This window comes from Streptosporangium sp. G12, from assembly GCF_052983175.1.
Window position 1 is genome coordinate 103,379 of the sequence record NZ_JBRIQO010000007.1, and the last position, 21,584, is coordinate 124,962.

The window sequence follows — 21,584 nt, forward strand, 5'->3', positions numbered from 1 at the left end:
CCTCCGTCAAGGTGTCAGCTTCACGCGTCCAGGCGCGGGCTCGCCGGATTGCGGTCCAGTATGTCGCCTTCACCGGCTAATTGCTTGAGTAATGTCAGGGAATTTCGGACTAAAAGTCACATCAGTAACAGGTGCCCCGAAGGGGCTGTCAAGCACACAGCTTGCTCAGAGGTGGTGCTTAAAGATAGACATACGGAAAGAAGCCTCCACGAGGCACATTTCTGGGAGTTCTGCGATCTTTCTTCGCATAACTTCCGTGTCCGTATGCCAGGCGCTGGGCCCCATTCCCACGACCGCCTCGACCGCATCATGCCCCAGGGCCATCTCGAACGCGAGAGTGCTCCGGCCGGTCTCGACGAAGTGCTCGTTCAGGCTCTCCGCCACACGCCGCTCCTTCGAGTCGTCCACCGACAGGAGCCCCAGCCGCTCCACCAGTGGCGATAGGTGCCGCGAGGTCGGTGTGACCACTACGAGCTCACCGTCCCCCTTGAGCACTCGTGCGAACTCTGCCCCATTTCTGGGGGCGAACACATTGAGAAGCACATCTATCGTGTCATCTCCCAGCGGCAGCGGTCTCCACACGTCGGCCACGACCGCCCCCAGCCGGGGATGGGCCCGCGCGGCCCGTCTGATCGCGTGTTTGGAGACGTCCAGCGCCACCCCGGCGGCCTCCGGCAGCCCGTCGAGCGCCCGCGCGAGGTAGTGGCCCGTCCCGGCACCGGCGTCGGCCACCACCCTCGCGTCGGTACGGCAGGCGCCGGCGACCGCCTCCGCCAGCGGGGCGTAGTGCCCGGCGGCGAGGAACGCGTCCCTGGCCGCCACCATGGCCGCGCTGTCGGCCGTTCCCGGCACCCGGGACCCCGTCAGCAGGCTGACGTATCCCTGCCTGGCCACGTCGAAGCCGTGCCCCAGGGCGCACCGCAGGACCCGCTCCCCGAGCTCCAGGGAGCCGCGGCAGACCGGGCAGGCGAGGTGTTCGACGACATCGTCCAGCATCTCCCCATCATCTCGCGTCCCGCCGAAGCCGAATCGTCCCGACGGACGCGGACCCGCGGGGGTCTGCGGGGGTCTTCGGGGTCTTCGGGGTCTTCGGAGGTCTTCGTGGGTTCGGGGACGGCGGATCAGGCGGTCTGCTGGATCTGCCGGAGGAAGGCCGCGTTGGAGGGGGTCTCACTGAGCCTGCCGGTGAGGAGTTCCAGGGCCTGCTGCCGCTCCAGGCCGCCCAGCGTGCGGCGCAACCGCCAGGTGAGCTGCCGCTCCTGAGGGTCGAGGAGGATCTCCTCGCGGCGGGTGCCGGAGGCGTCGAGGTCGACGGCGGGGTAGAGGCGCTTGTCGGCGAGGGCGCGGCTGAGGCGCAGTTCCATGTTGCCGGTGCCCTTGAACTCCTCGAAGAGGCTGTCGTCCATCCGTGAGCCGGTCTCGACCAGCGCGGTGGCGAGGATGGTGAGCGAGCCGCCGTCGCGCAGGTTGCGGGCGGCGCCGAAGAAGCGGCGCGGGGGGAGCAGCGCCGTGGCGTCGATGCCTCCGGCGAGGGTGCGCCCGCCACCGGGGGCGAGGTTGTTGTACGCGCGGGCGAGCCGGGTGAGGGAGTCGAGCAGGAGGACGACGTCGTGCCCGGCCTCGGCGAGGCGCTTGGCGCGCTCGACGGCGAGTTCGGCGACGGCGGTGTGGTCGCGGTCGGGACGGTCGAACGTGGACGCGGCGACCTCGCCGTGGATGGACTCGCGCATCTCGGTGACCTCCTCGGGGCGCTCGCCGACGAGCACGACCATGAGGTGGCAGTCCGGGTGGTTGGCGGTGATCGCGGCGGCCAGGTCCTGCAGGACCATCGTCTTGCCCGCCTTGGGCGGGGCGACGATCAGCCCGCGCTGGCCCTTGCCGACCGGCGTGAACAGGTCGACGACCCTGCCGGTCAGCGATCCGGTCTCCAGGCGGAGCCGGTCGCGCGGGTGGATCGGGGTCATGTCCGCGAAGTCGGGCCGGTGCCGCCGGGCGGCGGCGCCGTTCACGCTCTCCACCCCCTCCAGCCTCTCGTACGGGGCGCGTGCGGTGGCCACGACGTGGTCGCCGGGGCGCAGGCCGTACTCGGAGATCTGGGAGGGGGGTACGCGGACGTCGCGCGGGGACGGCAGGTAACCGCCTGTCCGCAGGTGTCCGGTCCGGTCGCGGACGTCGAGCAGGCCGGTCACGGTCTCGGCGGGGGCGTCGCGTCCGGGGGACCGTCCGGCCGTGGTCGCGCCGTTCCCCCGAGGGGCCTTCCTGATGGTGCCCGAGTCGCCTCCACGGGGACGCGGCACCTTCTTGGCAGTGATCTTTTCGACGGTGGGTTCTCTGAAAACGGGTTCGGCGGTCATGAATGACCTTTCACGGGAGATCGGGAGATCGGGACCGCACGCCTGGGACAGGGGCGGTGCCGAGAGAGAAAAGCGAGAAACGGGGGCGGATCATCGCACGCGGCCTAGCCAGCGGTGCGTCACGCCCGGTATCACGGTAGCACCGTTGCCCCATCCCGAACAGGAGAGCGGATGCTACATCAACCCATAACGGTCGCCGGGGTCGAGGTGTTCCCGCTGTGCGACGCGGTGGGACCGATGGGCGACGCGATCCGGCGCCCGATGCCGCAGATGTTCCCCGGTGGCCGCCACGGCGAGTCGGACGAGTGGATCCTGCACTTCCACTGCTACCTGCTGCGCGACGCGGCGGGCCGCACGGTGCTGGTCGACACCGGCATCGGTCCCCGCGACTCGCCCGCGGCGAGCTGGGCGCCGGTGCCCGGCGCCCTGGGCGCGGAGCTGGCCCGGGTGGGGACGGCCCTCGAGGAGGTGGACGCGGTGGTCATCACGCACCTGCACAGCGACCACGCGAGCGGTGCGGTGGTCGCGGGGGCGCCGGTCTTCGCCGACGCCCGGCACGTCCTGCAGCGCGCCGAGATCGACGCGGCGGGCGAGGCGGTCCTCGACCACGTCGTCCGGCCGCTGGGCGAGCGGGTGCAGGCGGTGGACGGCGGGGCGGAGGTGCTGCCCGGCATCCGGGTGCTGCTCACCCCGGGGCACACTCCCGGCCACCAGGTCGTGCAGGTCGGCGATCTGGTGCTGACCGGCGACGTGGTGCTGCATCCGGTGCAGCTGGAGGACCCGCGGGTGCCCTACCTCTACGACGCCGACCCCGAGCTGGCCGCCACCACGCGCGTGGAGCTGCTCGACCGGGTCAGGGCGGAGGGCGGGATGATCGGCACCGCCCACTTCGCCGAGCCCTTCACCAGGATCGTCTGAGCCGGGGTCGTCAGGAGCTCGTCCGGACGGCGGCGGCCGGGAGCAGGCGGCGCCGCGCCTTGCCCCGGTAGCGGACGACCTGGACGGCACCCAGTGCCCAGATCGGGTACTGGGTGGCGAACGCCCACCGGAAGGAGTCCAGGCCGGTGTCGCCCAGGAGGTCGAGGGTGACGCCGATCAGGGCGATCACCACCACGGACGCGACGAAGCCGCCGCCGTTCACGATGCCGGTGGCCGCGCCGATCCGGGTGGCCGGGTTGAAGGTCCTGGCGTAGTCGAAGCCGATCATCGACCCGGGGCCGTTCGCCGCCAGCACCACCACGAGCGCCACCAGCAGCCAGAACGGCGCCCGTCCCGGCCAGACCAGCACGGCGGTCCACGCCCCGGCGGTGGTGCCGATCACGATGAGCACCATCCGGGAGCGGTGAAAGGGGAACCGCCCGGCGAGATAGCCGAGCAGCGGCCCGCACACCATGCCGCACAGGGTCAGCGTGGTCAGCAGCACGCCCGCCGTCGCGGGGGTCAGCCCCTGGCCCTGGACCAGGAACGGATATCCCCACAGCAGCAGGAACGCCGCGCCCGAGCACTGGGTGGCGGCGTGGGTCCACATGCCCAGCCGGGTGCCCGGCTCGGCCCAGGCGGCCTTCAGGCTCGGTGGCTCCCCCGTACGCTCGGGGCGGGGGTCGCGCAGCACCGTGACCAGCAGGAACGCGGAGACCAGGCCCAGGACGGCGGCGCCCAGGAAGGTCGGCGTCCAGCCGTACGTGTGCAGGGAGTAGATGAGGGGGACCGCAGAGGCGATCGCGCCGAGCTGGCCGAGCAGGCCGGTGAGCTGGACCATCAGCGGGTTGCGGCGGGCGGGGAAGGACAGGCCGACCAGCCTGATCACGCTGATGAACGTCATCGCGTCCCCGCACCCGATCAGCGCCCGCCCGGCGACCCCCGGCAGCAGCCCTCCGGCCAGGGCGAAGACGAGCTCGCCGCAGGCCATCACCGCGGCACCCAGGACCAGCATGCGCTTGGAACCGAGGCGGTCGACCAGCATTCCGACGGGCACCTGCATGCCCGCGTAGACCAGCAGCTGGCACATGGCCAGGACCGAGAGCCCCGCCGCGCCGACGTCGAGCCTCGCCGCCGCCTCGATGCCCGCCACGCCCAGTGACTGCCGGTGGAAGACGGCGATGACGTAGGCCACCACGCCCGTGGCCCAGAAGAGGATCGCCATGGACCGTGGTGTCATGGGGGAAATATTACTTTTTACGTGTTTTAGGAATGCGATCGGGTCCGCGAGGGACGCCGGGATCAGCGGCGCGGGTAGCGGATGAGCAGGCTGGCGTGGACGTCCCGGTCCCCGAGGACGGCGTACGCGTGCGGGACGTCCGACCGCCAGGAGATGTGCTCGCCGGGACCGGCCCGCAGGGGAGCCCCGGCCGGTCCGGCGCTCAGCGTTCCGGCGAAGACGGTGACGTGCTCGGTGACACCCTCGTGGTGGGCGGGCGAGACCTGCGTCGTCCCCGCCCGGAGCACCAGCCGGTAGAGCTCGTACGTGACCTTCTCGTCCTCGAAGACCTGGAGCAGCGTCCCCTCGACGGCCGTGCCGTGGACGACGGGGACCACCTGGGCTCGCCCGCTCCCGCCCGCGTCCACCGGCGGCGGGGTGCCGACGGCCATCGCCAGGGGGACGCCGAGCTCGGCGGTGATCGCCCAGAGGGTCTCCAGGGTGGGGTTGCGGGTGCCGTTCTCCAGGCCGGAGAGCGTGGCCTTGCCGACACCGGCGGCGCGGGCGAGGGCGGACAGGGAGATGCCGCGCTCCTCGCGCAGCCGGCGGATCCGCCGCCCGATGTCGGGGGTGCCGCCGTCCACGGCGGGTTCGCCGGGTGCGCCGGCGTTCCCTGAGAGCCGGTCGAGCGCGTCGGTGTCCGCCGAGGGTGTGCCGGCCGCACGGGTGGCGGCAGCGGGCCGGTCGGGCGTGCCGGTGTCCTTGGGGGGCCTGGGGCTTTGTGCTCCGGAGTCCATGGGGCTATCGTGCAGCACAAGAACCGTTCCGTTTACGGAACGGGCGGCGCCGTCCCCCGAGGACCGAACATGACACGCGTGCTTCAACCCGTGCTGGCCGGAGTGGTGGCCGCGGTGGTCGGTTTCGCCAGCTCCTTCGCCGTGGTCCTGGCAGGGCTCAGGGCGGTGGGCGCCGACCAGCGGCAGGCGGCGTCGGGGCTCCTCGTCCTCTGCGTGGCCATCGGCGTGGTGGCCGTCTGGCTGAGCCTGCGGCAGCGCGTCCCGATCGTCATCGCCTGGTCCACTCCCGGAGCGGCGTTGCTGGTCGCGACCGGTGCCGTGCAGGGCGGTTTTCCCGCCGCGGTCGGGGCGTTCGCGGTCTCGGGACTCCTTCTCACCGCCGCCGGTCTCTTCCCCGTCCTGGGCCGGTGGATCGCGTCCATCCCCACGCCGATCGCCGGTGCCATGCTCGCCGGGGTCCTGCTCGACCTGTGCGTCGCGCCGGTCAGGGCGCTCGCCGAGATACCGCTGATGGCGGGTCCCGTCGTGCTCACCTGGGCGCTGCTGAGCAGGTTCGCCCGCAGGTGGGCGATCCCGGTGGCCCTCCTCGTCGCCGTCGTGGCCATCGCGCTGACCGGTCCCGGGCTGGGCGCGGTGGACGTACGGCCGGTACTGGAGGTCACCGTCCCTTCCTGGAACGCCCAGGCGATGGTCGGCGTCGCGCTCCCGCTGTTCCTGGTCACCATGGCCGCGCAGAACGTGCCGGGCATGGCGGTCCTCGCCGGGTACGGCTACCGCCCCCCGCTGCGCGGGATCCTCGTCTCCACCGGCCTGGCGAGCACGCTGGCCGCCCCGCTGGGCGGCCACGCGGTGAACCTGGCGGCGATCAGCGCCGCGCTGTCCGCCGGGCCCGACGCCGACCCCGATCCGGCCCGCCGGTGGATCGCCTCGGTCGCCTCGGGCGTCTCGATGATCGTCCTTGGGATCGGCTCGGGGCTGGCCACCGCGCTCGTGCTGCTCTCCCCGCCGCTGCTCGTCGAGGCCGTCGCCGGCCTCGCCCTGCTCGGCGCGCTCGTCTCGGCCGTCGTCTCGGCCGTCGCCGACCCCGAGGGCAGGGAGGCCGCGGTCGTCACCTTCGTGGTCACCGCGTCGGGACTGACGCTCCTGGGCGTGGGCGCCGCGTTCTGGGGGCTCGTCGCGGGCGGGCTCATGACGCTCCTGCACCGTCGCGGGAAACCCGCTCGAACCCCGGCCGACGGGGCGCCGGTGGGCGAGGCCCCGGTGGGCGAGACCGTGCCGGATCAGGGGCAGGATCCGGGCGCGGACGCGGGCGAGGGAGGTCCGGGCATGCCTCAGCCGGTGCGGCCTGCGGGGCGCACCGGCTGAAAGGGGATGTGACTAGCGGTGGTCCGAGCGTCCGTGGCGACCGGCCACGAGCTGGTCGGTGGAGGGCTGACGGGGCACCTCGACCCGGGGGTGGGGCGCGGTGTCCTCGACGCGGTCGTCGACGCCGTCGCGGTCGCGGTCGACCGCGGGGGTCGTGGCCGTGGTCGTGGCGGTCGCGGGGGTCTCTTCGAGCTTGCGCTCCAGCTCCCGCTTCTCCTCCTCCAGGCGGGTGACGCGGTCACGCGCCTCCATCCGCGAGGCGCGGAGGCTGCGACGCTTCACGGCCGAGCGCCGCATACCGGAGAACATCATCCCCAGGCCGAGCAGGAAGACCGCTCCGGTGGCCACGCCCGCGAAGAAGAGCTCCAGCTGGGTGAACTGGAACAGGCGGTCGAACACGGTGAACGAAGCGGTGGTGGTCGATGCTGCGGTCTCGTCCCAGGAGACCGCGATCACGGTCGCACCCGCGAGTACGATCAAGAGAAGTCCCAGCACTATCATGTGGCTACCACCTCAGGCTTTGGCTGTTGTGGTAGCCACTGCTGCCCTCGGCGAGCGGGATTATTCATCGGATGCCGATGGTTGCCAGGGAATGTGAAGGACGAGCTGCCGCGAAACGCCACGAACATTGACGTCGTCGTCATCGGCGCGGGGCAGGCGGGGCTCTCCAGCGCCTACTTCCTGCGCCGGGCCGGGCTGGACTTCACGGTGCTCGACCGCTCCCCCGGGCCCGGCGGCGCGTGGCAGTTCCGCTGGCCGTCCCTCACCCTCGGCGCCACCCACCACGTGCACGACCTGCCGGGGCTGCCGCTGGGCGCCGTCGACACGACCCGGCCCTCGGCCGAGGTCGTCTCCGAATACTTCGCCGCCTACGAGCGGGCCTTCGAGCTGCCGGTACGCCGCCCGGTCGAGGTGCGGGCCGTCCGGGAGGGCGCGGAAGGGCGGCTGCTGGTGGAGACCGGGGCCGGTGACTGGTCGGCACGCGCGCTGATCAACGCCACCGGCACCTGGGACCGCCCGTTCTGGCCCCGCTATCCGGGCCAGGAGACGTTCCGGGGGCGCCAGCTCCACACCGCCGACTACGTGAGCCGCGAGGAGTTCGCGGGCATGCGCGTGGTGGTGGTCGGCGCCGGGGCCTCGGGCGTCCAGCTCCTGATGGAGATCGCGGAGGTCGCCACGACCACCTGGGTCACCCGGCGCCCTCCCGCCTTCGTCAGGGGGCCGCTCAACGAGAACCTCGGCCGCGAGGCCGTCGCCAGGGTCGACGCCCGCGTCCGAGCCGGGCTCGTACCGGGCAGCGTGGTCGGGGCCACCGGATATCCGGTGACCCCCCAGGTGGAGGCGGCCATGGCGGCGGGTGTCCTCGACCGGCTGCCGATGTTCGACAGGATCACCCCCGAGGGCGTGGCCTGGGACGCCGGGCCAGGTGGGCCCGCCCGCCTGGTCAGGGCGGACGTGATCCTCTGGGCGACCGGCTTCCGGCCCGTCGTCGGCCACCTGGCCCCGCTGCGCCTGCGCGAGCCCGGCGGCGGCATCCGGGTCGAGGACACCCGGGCCCTCCTCGACCCCCGGGTTCACCTGGTCGGCTACGGTCCCTCCGCCAGCACCGTCGGCGCCAACCGCGCCGGCCGTACCGCCGTGCGGCACGTTCGCCGCCTCCTCGCCGCACCCGCCGCTTCCGGACAGCCGGTCCCCTCCGCGGCGGCGTAGGGGATCACGGCCGGAGCCAGGACGTCGCCGGAGATGCCACAGGGCGGCAATACGGATCTCCCGGAGATTCCGGGCCTGCCGCGGCAGGTTTAGGGTTGACGCCCATGGACCGTACCCGCCTGTATCGCAACGGCGTCCTGGAGGCCGAGGGCTTTCCCATCGACGACATCTCCGAACACGTGGAGGACGAGTCCGCCGTCGTCTGGTTCGACCTCTGCTCGCCCACGAAGGCGGACCTGGCGAAGATCAGCGAGGAGCTCGGTCTCCACCCCCTCGCGGTCGAGGACGCGCTGCACAGCCACCAGCGTCCCAAGCTCGACACCTACGACAGCCACCTGTTCATCACCGCCTACGCGGCGAAACTGGTGGAGACGGGGATCGACTTCATCGAGGTCTCGATCTTCGCGACCAAGAACGCCCTGGTCACCGTGAGAGAGAACCCCGAGCTCGACATCGACGACGTGATCAGGCGCTGGGACGCCAACGCCGGCATGGTCAGGTTCGGGGTGCCGTACCTGCTGCACGGCCTGCTCGACCACATCGTGGACGGCTACTTCGAGGTGCTCCAGGGGGTGGACGACCGGGTCGAGGAGCTGGAGGACGATCTCTTCCAGGACAACCCCGGGGACATGCCGCACATCCAGCGCCGGACCTACGACATGCACAAGAAGCTGGTGCGCTTCCGGCGGCTGGCGGTGCCGACGCGCGATGTCGTGGGCAGCCTGTTGCGCAGGGAGGACGTCCTGGATCCCAAGCTGGCCCCGTACTACCAGGACATCTACGACCACACCCTGCGCACCGCCGAGTGGAGCGAGTCCCTGCAGGACCTGGTGAGCAACGTCCGCGAGGCCCACATGAACCAGCAGGGGTTCCGGCTCAACGACATCATGAAGAAGATCACCAGCTGGGCGGCCATCATCGCGGTGCCCACGATGATCACCGGTTTCTACGGGCAGAACGTGCCCTACCCCGGTTTCGCCCAGTCGGTCGGGTTCTGGACGTCCACGATCCTGATCATCGTGGGCACGGTGCTGCTCTACCGGGCGTTCAAGAAGCGCAACTGGCTCTGACCCGGTCGCCGTCCGCCGCCGCCCACCGGGTCACCTGATCGGCCGGGAGACCGCCCGCCGTAGCCTGGCCTCAGGGGAGAACGGCCGGGTCCGGCCCGGCATCCGGCAGGGATTCGGCGATCGGTGAGGGACGGGCTGCATGGCACGCGGACGGCTGCGCGTCTACCTGGGGGCGGCCCCCGGGGTGGGCAAGACCTTCGCGATGCTGGCCGAGGGGCGTGGGCTCGGGGAGCGCGGCACGGACGTGGTGGTCGGGCTGGTGGAGACGCACGGTCGCGAGCGCGTCGAGAGGCTGCTGGAGGGGATGGAGATCGTCCCGCGGGTGGCGGCGGAGCACCGCGGGGCCGTGTTCGGCGAGCTGGACGTGGACGCCGTCATCGCGCGGAGGCCGGAGGTCGTCCTGGTCGACGAGCTGGCCCACACCAACGTGCCGGGCTCGCGCAACGCCAAGCGCTGGCAGGACGTGGAGGAGATCCTGGAGGCCGGGATCGACGTGGTCTCCACCCTCGACGTCCAGCACCTGGAGTCGCTCGGGGAGGCCGTCGAGGAGATCACCGGGGTGGTCCAGCGCGAGACGGTGCCCGACGAGGTGGTGCGGCGGGCCGGGCAGGTGGAGCTGGTGGACATGACCCCGGAGGCGTTGCGCCGCCGGGTGGCGCACGGCGACGTGTACGCGCCGGAGAGAGCGGACGCGGCACTGTCGACGTACTTCCGGCCGGGCAACCTGACGGCGCTGCGCGAGCTGGCGCTGCTGTGGGTGGCGGGAGAGGTCGGCGACAGCCTCGGCCGCTACCGCGCCGAGCCCCGCGTCGCCGGGGTGCGGGAGACCCGGGAGCGGGTGGTGGTGGCGCTGGCGGGGGGCCCGGAGGGGGAGACCCTGGTGCGCCGGGCGGCGCGGATCGCGGCCAGGTCCCCGAGGGCGGACCTGCTGGCGGTGCACGTGACGATGGCCGACGGCCTGGCGAACGCCGATCCGGCGCGCCTGGCCCGGCAGCGCGCGCTGGTGGAGAGCCTGGGCGGCGGCTACCACCAGGTGGTGGGCGACGACGTGCCGCGGGCGCTGCTGGACTTCTCCCGGCGGGTGAACGCCACGCAACTGGTGCTGGGGGTCTCCCGGCGCGGACGGCTCGCGCGGACCCTGTCCCGGGGGGTCGGGGTGACCACGGCCGCGGCCTCGGGGACCGTCGACGTCCACATGGTCACCCACGAGGGGGTGGGGAGGTCCGGCGTCCGCGGCCCGTCGCGCGCCGCGCTCACCCGCTCCCGCAGGCTCGCCGGCTGGGGGACGGCGCTGCTCGGGCTCCCCCTGCTCACCGCCGTCCTCCTGGGCCTCGGTCACGCGACGTTGCCGAGCGTGATACTGCTGTTCCTGCTGATGGTGGTCTGCGTCGCGCTGGCCGGCGGCATGTGGCCCGCGATCACCGCCGCGGTGGCCGGATTCGCCCTCCTCAACTGGTACTTCACGCCGCCGTTCCACTCGCTGGCCGTGACGCGACCGGAGAACCTGCTCGCCCTGGTCGTCTACGTGCTGGTCGCGATCATGGTGAGCGCGGTCGTCGACCTGGCGGCCCGCCGCGCCAGGGAGGCCGCCCTCGCGGGCGCGGAGGCCGAGGTGCTGGCGACCCTCGCCGGATACGTGCTCCGGGGCGAGGCGGCGCTGCCGTCCCTGCTCTCCCGGCTCAGGGAGATCTTCGGGCTGGCCTCCGTCACCCTGCTGGAACGCCGGCCCGACGGCCCGTCCGGCCCGTCCGGCCCGGAGACCTCGGACGGCTCGGGGACTTCGGACGGCTCGAACGGACCGGACGGTCCCGACGGCTCGGATCGCTCGGACGGCTGGCGGATCGTGGCGACCGGGGGCGGGGAGCCGTCCACCCGTCCCGGCGTCGCCGGCACCGACGTGGTCGTCGACGACGACCTGGTACTGGCCGTACGCGGGTGGCTGCCCGGCACGTCCGGCCGCAGGGTGCTGGAGGCGTTCGCCGCCGAGGCGGCGGTGGCGCTGCGCCACCACCGCCTCGCCGAGCAGGCGGGGCGACTGCGCCCGCTCGCCGAGGCCGACAGGATGCGCACCGCGCTGCTCGCCGCGGTCAGTCACGACCTGCGCACCCCGCTCGCCTCGGCCAGGGCGGCCGTGGAGGGCCTGCGCGCCACCGACGTCGACTGGTCGCCGGACGACAGGGAGGAACTGCTCGCCACGGCCGACGAGTCCCTGGCCAAGCTGGACCGCCTGGTCGTGAACCTGCTCGACATGAGCCGCCTGCAGGCGGGGGCGCTCGGGCTGACCCTCCAGCCGACGGCGCTCGAGGAGATCGTCCCCCGGGTCGTCGACGAACTGGGCCCGCCGCACGACCGGGTGCTGAACCGCCTGCCCGAGGATCTCCCCGAGATCGCCGCCGACCCCGCGCTGCTCGAACGCGTACTGGTCAACCTCGTCTCCAACGCCGTCCGTTACAGCCCGCCGGGCGTCGCCGTGCTGGTCGGCGCGAGCGTGGACGGCGACCACATGGAGATCAGGGTCGTCGACCGGGGGCCGGGCATCCCCGAGGAGTCGCGCGACCGGGTCTTCATGCCCTTCCAACGGCTCGGCGACCGCGACAACGCCACCGGCGTCGGTCTCGGCCTCGCGCTCTCCCGGGGGCTGGCGGAGGCGATGGGCGGCACCCTCGTACCGGACGAGACACCGGGCGGAGGCCTCACCATGGTCCTGACCCTGCCCGTCTTCCCGCGGCACCGGGCCGCGCCCGCACCTGTGGAGGACCTGTGACGCGCATCCTCGTCGTCGACGACGAGCCCCAGCTCCTGCGGGCGCTGCGGATCAACCTGGCCGCCCGCGGGTACGAGGTGGCCGTGGCCGGCGACGGCGCCGCCGCCCTGCGCCAGGCCGCCGACAGGCACCCCGACCTGGTCGTGCTCGACCTCGGCCTGCCCGACATGGACGGGGTGGACGTCATCCACGGGCTGCGCGGCTGGACCACCGTCCCGATCATCGTGTTGTCCGGCAGGGCCGAGGGCCGCGACAAGGTGGAGGCCCTCGACGCGGGCGCCGACGACTACGTCATCAAGCCGTTCGGCGTCGACGAGCTGCTCGCCAGGATCCGCGCGGTGTCGCGTCGCGCCTCGGTCACCGAGGAGGAACCGGCCCGGTTCGTGATCGGCGAGCACGAGGTGGACCTGGCGGGCAAGACCGTCTCCGGCGGCGTGCGGCTGACCCCCACCGAGTGGCGCCTGCTGGAGATCCTGGTCCGCAACCCCGGCAAGCTGATCACCCAGCGCCGCCTGCTGAACGACGTCTGGGGCGCCGCCTACGGCAAGGAGACCAACTACCTCCGCCAGTACATGGCCCAGATGCGCAAGAAACTGGAGCGTGACCCTGCCCACCCGGTCCACCTGCTCACCGAACCGGGCATGGGCTACCGCTTCCAGCCCTGACCGCTTCCGGCCCCGACCGGCCGCCCTCCGGGTACGGTCTCAACCAGCGGACACCCCCGTGTCAACCAGGGGATTGCCGGGAATCGGTCAAGCACGAGCCTGTAGACCCTTCTGGAGGCATGGGTGAGCACGCGGGGGGTGGTCACCGTGATGCTCGGCGCCGCGGTGCTCTTCTCACTGTCGACGCACGACGACACGCGCGCGAGGGCCGCGCCGGCCCGGGTCGCGCCGCTGGACAACCCGGACGGTGTGGGCCCCGGACTGGCGCCCGTCAGGTCGACCGGAGACCGGGGCATCGCCGTCAGGCTGATCGGGAGGCTCCGGGTCGGGCCGATGGGTTCCAAGGCCGGCTACAGCCGTGCCAGGTTCGGCGAGAACTGGGCCGACACCGCCAGGGGAGTGCCGTACGCGCGCAACGGCTGCCGTACCCGCGACGACCTGCTGGCCCGCGACGGCGAGGACGTGCGCTACCGTCGCGGATCCGACTGCGTGGTCGTCTCCATGAAGTTGCGCGATCCCTACACCGGCCGGATCGTCCGCTGGACCAAGAAGCGTTCCGACGAGATCCAGGTCGACCACGTGGTCCCGCTGTCCTACGAGTGGCGGATGGGGGCCTCCCGCTGGCCGCTGTCCAAGCGCAAGCGCATCGCCAACGACCCGCTCAACCTCCTGCCGGTGTACGGCGACGCCAACGAGGCCAAGGGCGGCTCGGGACCGGCGTCCTGGCTCCCTCCCGTACGCGGGGTCCGCTGCGCCTACGTCGTCCGCTTCGCCCAGGTGGCCCTGAAGTACAACCTGCCGGTCACCCGCGCGGACAAGACCGTCATGCTCGCCCAGTGCCGGTGACACCCGCGCGGCCGCTCAGAAGCGGCGGAGCAGGGCCTGCTTGGCGGTGGTGAACTCCTCGTCGGTGAGAACGCCGTCCTTGTGCAGGTCACCGAGTTCGCGCAGGCGGCGCAGGAGCGAGTCCGGGTCGTCGCCGCCGGCGGGTGCCGTGGGTGCGGTGGCCTCGATCGCCGGGGACTCCGCGGCGGCGGGCAGCCGGGCGCCCGAGGGGTGCGGCAGCCTGGCGAGGATCGCGGCGACGAGCAGCGCCGTCGTGCGGGTCTCCTTGTCGAAGCCCCACAGGACCAGGCAGCTCGGGTCGTGCTTGGGAGCGAGCTTGTGCGGTGCCACGCCCTTCGGGTGGAAACGGAGGTAGCCGTTCTCCAGGCCCGCGGTCGGGAACCACTCCACGCCGTTCAGGTCCTTCAGCGCGATCCGCTGGGGACCGGCCGACTTCTTGGCCTCCTCGGTGGCCCAGTTCCATTCGAGGCGGATCGACTCGCCGTCGAACGTCGCGGTGCCGTCGCCCGCCGGAACCACCACGGGCAGGGCGGGGCCGGGCATGAGATAGCGCTCCGAGGGGCCGTCCGGCACCTGCTCGATCACCAGCGCGTTGCGTACCTCGTCGACGAAGTACTCGGCGGCGCCGGTGCGGTCGGCGTCCACGACCAGCTGGTACGGGTCGGCGGCGTCGGCGATCCGCCCGCCCGCCGCCTGGTTGAACGGGTCGGCGCCCTCGCGCAGCCGCAGCCGCAGCCTGCCGCCCTTCTTGCCGGGCTCGTAGGCGATGCCGGCCACCGCCTCCAGGGGCACCCGCACCTCGCCCAGCAGCTGCCGCAGTTTCTTCACGCTCCGGTCGCGGCCGGGGACGATTCGCAGGAGCTCACCGTCGAACGTCCAGGTTCCGTCACGCACCATGACCTCCGCCATACGGCGATCGTATGGCGAGCCGGTCACATGACGCGCATGATCGAGCGTCGAATCGTCCGGGACGGCGCGACGCGAACGGTTCGGCTTTCGATCGGGCGTCGCGGTCTTCTATTCTTCGAATATTCTTCGAAGTCGACCAGGCCACCTTCGGAGCCGCTCCACAACCGTCTTCCCAGCCGGTCGCCGACCGCCTCCGGAGCCGATCACCAGCAGGCGAAGGAACTCCCGTGACCTCTCCGGCCCTGACCATCGACGAGCTGACCGCCCGGCGAGACGGCGCCCAGCGTGACTACGACGCGCTCGTCCGGCGCGGTCTGTCCCTCGACCTGACACGGGGCAAGCCGTCGGCGCGGCAGCTCGACCTCTCCGAGGCGTTGCTGGACCTGCCCGCCGGTCACACCGCCGCGGACGGCACCGACTGCCGAAACTACGGCGGGCTCCAGGGCCTGGCCGAGCTCAGGGAGATCTTCAGCGGCCCGCTGCAGGTGCCCGCCGCCCAGCTCGTCGCCGCGGACAACTCCAGCCTCTCGCTGATGCACGACTCGATCGTCCACGCCCTGCTCGGAACGCTGCCCGGAGCCGAGCGCCGCTGGGCCGACGAGCCGCGGATCGCGTTCCTGTGCCCGGTTCCCGGGTACGACCGCCACTTCGCCCTGTGCGAGCGGTTCGGCATCGAGCTGATCCCGGTGCCGATGAACGCCGAGGGGCCGGACATGGACGTCGTGGAGCGCCTCGTGCTCGACGACCCCCAGGTCAAGGGCATCTGGTGCGTGCCCAAGTACAGCAACCCCGGCGGTGTCTCCTACGGTGACGAGACGGTGCGGCGCCTGGCCGCCATGCCGGCCGCCGCCCCGGACTTCCGGATCTTCTGGGACAACGCCTACGCCGTGCACCACCTGACCGACACGCCCGTGGAGATCGCCGACATCCTGGCGCTGTGCGCGGAGAACGGCAACCCCGACCGTGTCTTCGTCTTCGGCTCCACCTCGAAGATCACCTTCGCCGGTTCCGGCGTCTCCTTCTTCGGCTCGTCCCCGGCCAACGTGGCCTGGCTGCTCGGGAACACCGCCAAGCGCACCATCGGCCCCGACAAGCTCAACCACCTCCGCCACGTGGAGTTCCTGCGCGACGAGAACGGCCTGGCCGAGCACATGCGCCGCCACCGGGAGCTGCTCCGGCCGAAGTTCGACGCGGTCGAGACGATCCTCACGAAGGAACTGGGCGGCAGCGGCCTGGCGACCTGGTCCAGCCCCGCGGGCGGCTACTTCATCAGCCTCGACGTGCTGGAGGGTTGCGCGCGCGAGGTGGTGCGGCGGGCGGGAGAGGCGGGCATCGCCCTCACCCCCGCGGGCGCCACCCACCCGTACGCGACGGACCCTCGTGACAGCACCATCCGCATCGCTCCCACCTATCCCGAGCTCGACGAGCTGGAACTGGCCATCTCCGGCCTCGCCACCTGCGTGCGCCTCGTCGCCACCGAGAAGCTCCTGGAGGGTGCCCGCTAGGCACCCGCCGGGCTGTCGGTCACCGGGCCGCGCTCCCGGGTGCCGAGATCGCGTACGCGGCCAAGGCGTTCCCCGCCACGACGTGGGCCTGGACGTGGGCCTGTAGGAGGCCGGCCCGCGGAGACCTGCGGCGGGTGAGGAATGGCGCAAATGAACGTAGGGAAAGGGTGAAGAGAACACCTCGACATTGGCCTGCGGGCATTTCCCGGGCTTTCATGGAGGGGCAGAGACCGACCCCTTCGGCGAATGTCTGCTCCGCAACGAATGTCTGTTTTATGAAGGAGTGGTGGCGATGTTCGGGACCGAACCGGCGGGATTCTCGCTCGCCGGAGGATTCGTCGCCGTCGTCGCCGCCGCCATGGCCGCCTCGCTGCTCCTCGCGCCGGCGGAGGTCGCCGGCCGCGTGCTGATCATGGCGATCGCCGTGTGCGCCTACGCCGCCTGTGGAGTCCGCGCCGGGGTCGCGCTGGCGACGGCCGTCATGGCGTGGTTCTTCGGTACCGGATTCCTGGTCAACGGTGCCGGGGAGCTCAGTTTCGGCAGGCCGGACCTGGTCCGCCTCGGCATGCTCGTCGCCGTCGCGCTGGGCGCGAACGCGTGCACCGCCGCGTACCGGGTGGTCGCCGCCAGGCGCAGGCTCCGCGTCCCGCTGGCCGGAGAAGACCCCTCGCGGCTGGTCCTCGTCCGGAACTGACGCGCCCCCGGCCCGAGGGCCGCGTGATCCGCGGACGTCCTCCGAACGGTTCCCCTGCCGTGCCCGGCCGGTGCCGGGCACGGCATTCTCCGCTGTCCGATGAGGCTCCGCGGGGGTTCAGGCCGGCGGTGTCTCGTTGGTGAACTTGTCGCAGTTGGCGGGGTACGCGGGAGGTCCGAGAGGCGTTCCCGGAGCGAAGAAGCCTCCCGTCACCGGAACCGGGCGGCCGAGCAGGCATTTCGTCCAGGAGACCTGACCGGCCGAGTTCTGAACCGTGAGGTGAAGGTACGGAAGGGCGCCGTCCTGAAGGACCGTCGCCGCGACGTCCACCACATCGGTGGGATGGCCGGGGACCGTCGAAAGGTCGTGCCAGCGTGGAGTCGTTCGCGGGTCGCGGATCCGCGCCGTCCCGTCGCTCCGAACCGACGCGGTGATCGGTTCGAGAAGCAGGTAGGCCACGGACACGGCGGACGTCGGCGCCGCGGGGCCCGCGGGCCCCGCGGGTCCCGCCGGGCCGGGTGCGCCGGGCGTGCCCGCGGCTCCCGTGGCGCCGGTCGGTCCCACCGGTCCGGCGGCACCCGGTTCGCCCGCGGGGCCGACGGGTCCCGCCGCGCCCTCCGGGCCCGCGGGCCCGGGGGCACCGGTGGCTCCCGCGGGTCCTTCCGGGCCGATCGGACCGATCGGTCCAATCGGACCGATCGGTCCGATCGGCCCGATCGGACCGGCGGGTCCCGCCGGTCCTTCCGCTCCCGCGGGTCCTTCAGGTCCGATCGGGCCTGCCGGTCCCGCGGGTCCGACGGCTCCGGCCGGTCCTTCCGGCCCGATCGGTCCCGTGAGCCCCTCGGCTCCGGCCGGGCCGCTGGGGCCGGCCGGACCCATCGGCCCGGCCGGACCGATGGCGCCCGTCGCGCCCACAGGCCCCAGCGCGCCCGCGGGACCCGGCGCGCCAGGTGCGCCGGGGGCGCCGGTGTCACCCTTCGCTCCCGTGGCTCCCGCCGGTCCGGCCGGACCGGCCGGACCCATGGCGCCCATCGGGCCCGCCGGTCCTTCGGGTCCCATCGGTCCCATCGGCGCGAGCGGGCCGTCCGGAAGGCTCGCCTCGACCGGATCCGCCGGGTCAGCCGGTTTCGCCGGTTTTTCTGGGTTCGCCGCGTTCGCAAGGTTCGCCGGGTTCGCGGACTCCGACGGCAGTCCGAGGTTCGACGCCTTCCTTCCGCTGTCGCGGCCCTCCCTGTTCTTTCCGCCGGCACGGCTGTGCTTGCCGGGACGGTCACGGTCACACGCGCAGTACCTCCCCTGGCACTTGCAGTCTTCCCGCTTGAGGGGTCTCATCAGGAACACACGCGCGTCGTCCAGCGGGCTGGTCACCCTCCGAACCGGAACGGTCTCGCCACCGGCGTCTCGCGTGTCGAGGGGACTGATGCCTGTGGTGTCGGTTATGGCGTTGGCCGGCGTCTGACAGGAAAGCGCCAGGACGGCACCGATCGCTGTTGTCGTTACGGACCAGTTTCGAGCACGTTTGCCGGAATCAATAATTTGAGCCCGTCTTCTACCGCTAGAAGTCATCGCATTCCATGTCTTTTATGATTCCAGGGAATCGGATTTCTTGAACCGCGACGGTGGCGGCAAGCAGGAGTTACCCGATGATCGACACGGCAAAGCGCAACCCTCGTTAACAAGGTTTAAACGGATTCGTCAACGGCGGGGATGTGTCCAGGTTGTTGAGCTTGAAAACCGTGTGCTCCAGAGATTTCCTGTCCTGTGGGCAATGACCGGAATTTAGGGTTCTTGGATGTCGCGAGAATTTTGGCGTGATTCACCGGCCGTGGCCCGCGATAAGGTCTGTGCGGTTTTCGCCAATGATTTTCCGATCCGGATCCGGCGTCCGCCGCCGCTTTTCAGCCGCCGGGACCGGCCGGGCTCACGACTGCCCGAGTGGCCTTCCCGTGAACTGGAGGGAAAGAACCGCGCGACCACGCGAGCCCCTCCGCCTCGACCGCTCCGGCGGCGCGAGCCCCCGTCCCGCTCGCTCCGCCCCGGGAAGCTCTCGTACGCGAGACCGGACCAGGAACAACGCGGAGAACACGGCTCTTACGCAGGTCCAACACACGAGCTTGAGACCGTCACGGTGGGCTGGAGCGCTCCGCCGTTGGCGAACGTGACGCTCCACCGGTTGCCGATCACCGACTCGGAGGTGATCACGTCGACCCCCAGGGCGCTGCCACTCCATTCTCCGGCGACGACGAGCGTGCCCGCAGGGCATACGCCGCCGAGAACGGTCACCGTCGTGTCAGCGGGAACGGGAGTCGGCGTCCCCGCGGCGACCTGCCTGGTGGCCAGGGCGCTCGACCCCGCGGGTCCCGCAGGTCCCGCCGGACCGACGGGACCCGGCGCGCCGTCGGCGCCCGCGGGTCCGGTCGTTCCGGCGACTCCAGTCAGGCCGATGGGTCCTATCGCGCCGTCCGCGCCCGCTGGTCCTGCGGGTCCTGCGGGTCCGGCGGGTCCTGTCGCGCCGTCGGCGCCTGCTGGTCCTGTCGCTCCGTCCGCGCCTGCGGGTCCTGGGGCTCCGTCCGCTCCTGCCGGTCCTGCCGGTCCTGCGGGTCCGGCGGGTCCGGCGGGTCCTGGGGCTCCGTCGGCGCCTGCGGGTCCCGCCGGTCCTGGGGCTCCGTCCACGCCTGCGGGTCCCGCCGGGCCTGCCGGACCGGCGGGGCCGCGCAGCCCGATGCCCGGCAGCCCGTCCTCGCCGTCACGGCCGTCACGGCCGTCGCGGCAACAGCAGCGCCTTCTCCCGCACTTGCATTTCTTCCGCGCAACGGTTCCCATCCCATGGATACGCGAACGGTCGCACCTTCCGGCCGCCTCACGAACCGGAGCGGCCACGTCACCGATGGTCCTCGTTTCGAGGAAGGGGATTCCCGTGATGCCGGTGACGGCGTCAGCCGGAGCCTGACAGGAAAGCGCCAGGACAGCGCTGATCGTTGCCGCGACGGGCCAGTTTCGAGCACGTTTGCCGGAATTGATAACCGAAGTCCGTCTTCTGTCGCTAGAAGTCATCGCGTTCCATGTCTTTTGTGATTCAAGGGAGTCGGATTGCTTAAACCGCGATAATGGCGGCAAGCAGGAATTACCCGATGATCGACATGGCAAAGCGCAACCCTCGTTAACGAGGTTTAAACGGATTCGTCAATTGGAGGAATATGTCCAGATTATTTGATTTTCCCGTCGCATGTACTCGGCGGATGGTCGTTCTCTGGGCGCGCGCCTCCGCGATGAGGGTCATCTATTATCCGTATGGATTTTTCAGACAGTCGTCAGCATATGGATTATTCAGTTTTTTCTGCCCTTTTTGGTGCATCGCCCGATGCCTTCCGGTGCTTTCGCGCCGTCGAACCCGAGCCGGCCGGTCCCCGTGTGTCCCGGCCGTACTCCCGGCTAGCTGGACTCCCTGACCACGAGCTGGGTCGGAAGGATCACCGGGGCGGCGGGCTCGCCTCGCAGCAGGCCGAGCAGCAGGCGGGCCGAGGCGGCGGCCTGCTCGCCCATGGGGCTGCGTACCGTGGTGAGCGGGGGGTCGGTGTAGAGGGCCGCCTCGATGTCGTCATACCCCACCACCGCCACGTCGTCGGGCACCCGCCGGCCCGCCTGGCGCAGCGCCCGCATGGCGCCGATCGCCATCAGGTCGTTGGCGGCGAACACCGCGTCCAGCGCGGGGTCGTCCTCGAGCAGCTGCGTCATGGCCTCGGCTCCGGAGATCCGGGTGAAGTCGCCGATGGCCACGATCGAGCGCCGTCCGGTCTCGCTCAGGACCTCGCGGTAGGCGCCGATCCTGTCCTGGGCGGCGGACATGTCCAGCGGACCGGAGATCGTGGCGATCCGGCGCCGTCCCCGTTCCAGCAGGTGTCGCACCGCCTGGGCGGCCCCTCCGGTGTTGTCGTTGTCGACCCACGGCACGTCCAGCCGGAAGGTGGGCCTGCCGTGGGAGACGAGGGGGACGCTGGTGGCGGCGAGTGCCGCCGGCAGGGGGTCGGCGCCGTGCATCGACACGAGCATGACCCCGTCCACGTGGCGGGCGGCCACGAACTGCCGGGCCCGTACGCGGGCGTCGTCGGAGCCGGCGAGCATGAGCATGACCTGCTTGCCCGCCGCCTCGAACTCACGGCTGGCCGCGCGCACGACGGTGGAGAACATCGGATCGTCGGAGACGAGTCCGGCCGACGGGTCGGAGACGATCACCGCGATGGAGTCGGTGCGCCGGGTCACCAGGCTGCGCGCCGCGGGGTTGGGGATGTAGCCCAGGTCGTTCACCGCCCGCATGACGAGGTCGCGGATGTCGGAGGCGACCGTCGGCTCACCGTTCACCACCCTGGAGACCGTTGACTTGGACACGCCGGCCCGGGTGGCGACAGCCTCCAGGGTGGGTCGTCTCATGTGGTTCTCCCGCAGTTCGTACCGCCCGCTGACCGGTGGTGCCTGAACGTGCGGTCCCACCCTTCCCAAGCTTAATCGATGATCATGAAGAGAGCGCTCCCTCACAAAGGGTGACCGGAAGTGGGATTTCTGTCAATGTCCCGAACTCGTCCGAATTTTCCCTCGCGATGGCCGCCGGAGGAAATCGGAGAAATCGCTCCCCGGGAAGGATCTCCTTAGTCCCAGTTCACAGCCCGTTGTAACGATGCAAACGATTGTCCGGGAGCGCTCCCTGAGATGGACGGTTGATTGCCGGATCATGTGTGGCCCGTTTCGTCCTGGTTAAACGGACACTTGACAG

The 21,584-nt window shown here is 71.5% G+C and carries 18 protein-coding genes; 9 read left to right on the forward strand and 9 right to left on the reverse strand.

Features of this window, described 5'->3' with window-relative positions:
* Nucleotides 1-165: 165 nt before the first annotated feature.
* Both ACVCAG_RS12785 and rho read right to left on the reverse strand, forming a co-directional pair.
* The gene (locus ACVCAG_RS12785; RefSeq protein WP_440083790.1) at nucleotides 166-996 is read right to left on the reverse strand and encodes a putative RNA methyltransferase; all 831 of its coding nucleotides are present in this window, start codon (nucleotides 994-996) and stop codon (nucleotides 166-168) included.
* Nucleotides 997-1,121: 125 nt separating this feature from the next.
* Nucleotides 1,122-2,354, reverse strand: a complete 1,233-nt coding sequence (gene rho / locus ACVCAG_RS12790; protein ID WP_440083791.1) for a transcription termination factor Rho — start codon at nucleotides 2,352-2,354, stop codon at nucleotides 1,122-1,124.
* 171 nt (nucleotides 2,355-2,525) lie between these two features.
* Here rho and ACVCAG_RS12795 point away from each other — a divergent pair, with 171 nt between their 5' ends.
* Nucleotides 2,526-3,272 (forward strand): MBL fold metallo-hydrolase, encoded by a 747-nt coding sequence (locus ACVCAG_RS12795; RefSeq protein WP_447189865.1) that lies wholly within the window; start codon nucleotides 2,526-2,528, stop codon nucleotides 3,270-3,272.
* Between the two features lie 10 nt (nucleotides 3,273-3,282).
* Here the strand turns inward: ACVCAG_RS12795 and ACVCAG_RS12800 are convergent, their stop codons facing one another.
* On the reverse strand, nucleotides 3,283-4,512 hold the full coding sequence (locus ACVCAG_RS12800; RefSeq protein WP_440083793.1) for an MFS transporter: 1,230 nt from the start codon (nucleotides 4,510-4,512) through the stop codon (nucleotides 3,283-3,285).
* Between the two features lie 62 nt (nucleotides 4,513-4,574).
* The gene (locus tag ACVCAG_RS12805) at nucleotides 4,575-5,288 is read right to left on the reverse strand and encodes a helix-turn-helix domain-containing protein (protein ID WP_447189866.1); all 714 of its coding nucleotides are present in this window, start codon (nucleotides 5,286-5,288) and stop codon (nucleotides 4,575-4,577) included.
* A gap of 69 nt (nucleotides 5,289-5,357) precedes the next feature.
* Here ACVCAG_RS12805 and ACVCAG_RS12810 point away from each other — a divergent pair, with 69 nt between their 5' ends.
* A complete protein-coding gene (locus ACVCAG_RS12810; RefSeq protein WP_440083795.1) occupies nucleotides 5,358-6,653 on the forward strand; it encodes a benzoate/H(+) symporter BenE family transporter in 1,296 nt (431 codons plus the stop codon).
* A gap of 12 nt (nucleotides 6,654-6,665) precedes the next feature.
* Here ACVCAG_RS12810 and ACVCAG_RS12815 read toward each other — a convergent pair whose 3' ends face one another.
* Entirely contained in the window at nucleotides 6,666-7,133 is a 468-nt protein-coding gene (locus ACVCAG_RS12815) for a hypothetical protein (protein WP_440083796.1), read from the reverse strand.
* A gap of 114 nt (nucleotides 7,134-7,247) precedes the next feature.
* On the opposite strand from ACVCAG_RS12815, the gene ACVCAG_RS12820 reads away from it, so the two are divergent.
* The 5 genes from ACVCAG_RS12820 (at nucleotide 7,248) to ACVCAG_RS12840 (ending at nucleotide 13,708) form a co-directional block, all read left to right on the forward strand.
* Nucleotides 7,248-8,363: an FAD-dependent oxidoreductase gene (locus tag ACVCAG_RS12820; protein ID WP_440083797.1), complete on the forward strand. Its 1,116-nt coding sequence runs from the start codon at nucleotides 7,248-7,250 to the stop codon at nucleotides 8,361-8,363.
* Between the two features lie 104 nt (nucleotides 8,364-8,467).
* On the forward strand, nucleotides 8,468-9,433 hold the full coding sequence (locus ACVCAG_RS12825; RefSeq protein ID WP_447189867.1) for a magnesium transporter CorA family protein: 966 nt from the start codon (nucleotides 8,468-8,470) through the stop codon (nucleotides 9,431-9,433).
* 139 nt (nucleotides 9,434-9,572) lie between these two features.
* The gene (locus ACVCAG_RS12830; RefSeq protein WP_447189868.1) at nucleotides 9,573-12,197 is read left to right on the forward strand and encodes a DUF4118 domain-containing protein; all 2,625 of its coding nucleotides are present in this window, start codon (nucleotides 9,573-9,575) and stop codon (nucleotides 12,195-12,197) included.
* Complete coding sequence (locus ACVCAG_RS12835) at nucleotides 12,194-12,862, forward strand: response regulator (protein ID WP_440067761.1); 669 nt, start codon at nucleotides 12,194-12,196, stop codon at nucleotides 12,860-12,862. Before ACVCAG_RS12830 ends, ACVCAG_RS12835 begins: the two co-directional genes overlap by 4 nt.
* A 123-nt stretch (nucleotides 12,863-12,985) precedes the next feature.
* Complete coding sequence (locus tag ACVCAG_RS12840; RefSeq protein ID WP_440083800.1) at nucleotides 12,986-13,708, forward strand: HNH endonuclease family protein; 723 nt, start codon at nucleotides 12,986-12,988, stop codon at nucleotides 13,706-13,708.
* 15 nt (nucleotides 13,709-13,723) lie between these two features.
* Here ACVCAG_RS12840 and ACVCAG_RS12845 read toward each other — a convergent pair whose 3' ends face one another.
* Nucleotides 13,724-14,617 carry a DUF4429 domain-containing protein gene (locus tag ACVCAG_RS12845; protein ID WP_447189869.1) on the reverse strand — a complete coding sequence of 298 codons (894 nt, stop codon included), beginning with the start codon at nucleotides 14,615-14,617 and terminating at the stop codon, nucleotides 13,724-13,726.
* Nucleotides 14,618-14,844: 227 nt separating this feature from the next.
* Between ACVCAG_RS12845 and ACVCAG_RS12850 the strand changes: the two genes are divergently transcribed.
* Nucleotides 14,845-16,122: an aminotransferase class I/II-fold pyridoxal phosphate-dependent enzyme gene (locus ACVCAG_RS12850; protein WP_440083802.1), complete on the forward strand. Its 1,278-nt coding sequence runs from the start codon at nucleotides 14,845-14,847 to the stop codon at nucleotides 16,120-16,122.
* A gap of 292 nt (nucleotides 16,123-16,414) precedes the next feature.
* Complete coding sequence (locus tag ACVCAG_RS12855; protein ID WP_440083803.1) at nucleotides 16,415-16,816, forward strand: hypothetical protein; 402 nt, start codon at nucleotides 16,415-16,417, stop codon at nucleotides 16,814-16,816.
* 117 nt (nucleotides 16,817-16,933) lie between these two features.
* Here the strand turns inward: ACVCAG_RS12855 and ACVCAG_RS12860 are convergent, their stop codons facing one another.
* From ACVCAG_RS12860 to ACVCAG_RS12870, 3 genes are all read right to left on the reverse strand, one after another.
* The gene (locus ACVCAG_RS12860; RefSeq protein ID WP_440083804.1) at nucleotides 16,934-17,275 is read right to left on the reverse strand and encodes a hypothetical protein; all 342 of its coding nucleotides are present in this window, start codon (nucleotides 17,273-17,275) and stop codon (nucleotides 16,934-16,936) included.
* A 1,991-nt stretch (nucleotides 17,276-19,266) separates the two neighbouring features.
* Nucleotides 19,267-19,566, reverse strand: a complete 300-nt coding sequence (locus tag ACVCAG_RS12865) for a hypothetical protein (RefSeq protein ID WP_447189870.1) — start codon at nucleotides 19,564-19,566, stop codon at nucleotides 19,267-19,269.
* A 682-nt stretch (nucleotides 19,567-20,248) separates the two neighbouring features.
* The gene (locus tag ACVCAG_RS12870) at nucleotides 20,249-21,244 is read right to left on the reverse strand and encodes a LacI family DNA-binding transcriptional regulator (protein ID WP_447189871.1); all 996 of its coding nucleotides are present in this window, start codon (nucleotides 21,242-21,244) and stop codon (nucleotides 20,249-20,251) included.
* Nucleotides 21,245-21,584: the final 340 nt, after the last annotated feature.

What these genes read in the sequence shown, in the direction of transcription:
- ACVCAG_RS12830 (WP_447189868.1), top strand. Translation starts at nt 9,573, where the DNA reads ATGGCACGCGGACGGCTGCGCGTCTACCTGGGGGCGGCCCCCGGGGTG.
- ACVCAG_RS12800 (WP_440083793.1), bottom strand. Translation starts at nt 4,512, where the DNA reads ATGACACCACGGTCCATGGCGATCCTCTTCTGGGCCACGGGCGTGGTG.
- ACVCAG_RS12870 (WP_447189871.1), bottom strand. Translation starts at nt 21,244, where the DNA reads ATGAGACGACCCACCCTGGAGGCTGTCGCCACCCGGGCCGGCGTGTCC.
- rho (WP_440083791.1), bottom strand. Translation starts at nt 2,354, where the DNA reads ATGACCGCCGAACCCGTTTTCAGAGAACCCACCGTCGAAAAGATCACT.
- ACVCAG_RS12855 (WP_440083803.1), top strand. Translation starts at nt 16,415, where the DNA reads ATGTTCGGGACCGAACCGGCGGGATTCTCGCTCGCCGGAGGATTCGTC.
- ACVCAG_RS12825 (WP_447189867.1), top strand. Translation starts at nt 8,468, where the DNA reads ATGGACCGTACCCGCCTGTATCGCAACGGCGTCCTGGAGGCCGAGGGC.
- ACVCAG_RS12845 (WP_447189869.1), bottom strand. Translation starts at nt 14,617, where the DNA reads ATGGCGGAGGTCATGGTGCGTGACGGAACCTGGACGTTCGACGGTGAG.
- ACVCAG_RS12795 (WP_447189865.1), top strand. Translation starts at nt 2,526, where the DNA reads ATGCTACATCAACCCATAACGGTCGCCGGGGTCGAGGTGTTCCCGCTG.
- ACVCAG_RS12805 (WP_447189866.1), bottom strand. Translation starts at nt 5,288, where the DNA reads ATGGACTCCGGAGCACAAAGCCCCAGGCCCCCCAAGGACACCGGCACG.
- ACVCAG_RS12810 (WP_440083795.1), top strand. Translation starts at nt 5,358, where the DNA reads ATGACACGCGTGCTTCAACCCGTGCTGGCCGGAGTGGTGGCCGCGGTG.
- ACVCAG_RS12785 (WP_440083790.1), bottom strand. Translation starts at nt 996, where the DNA reads ATGCTGGACGATGTCGTCGAACACCTCGCCTGCCCGGTCTGCCGCGGC.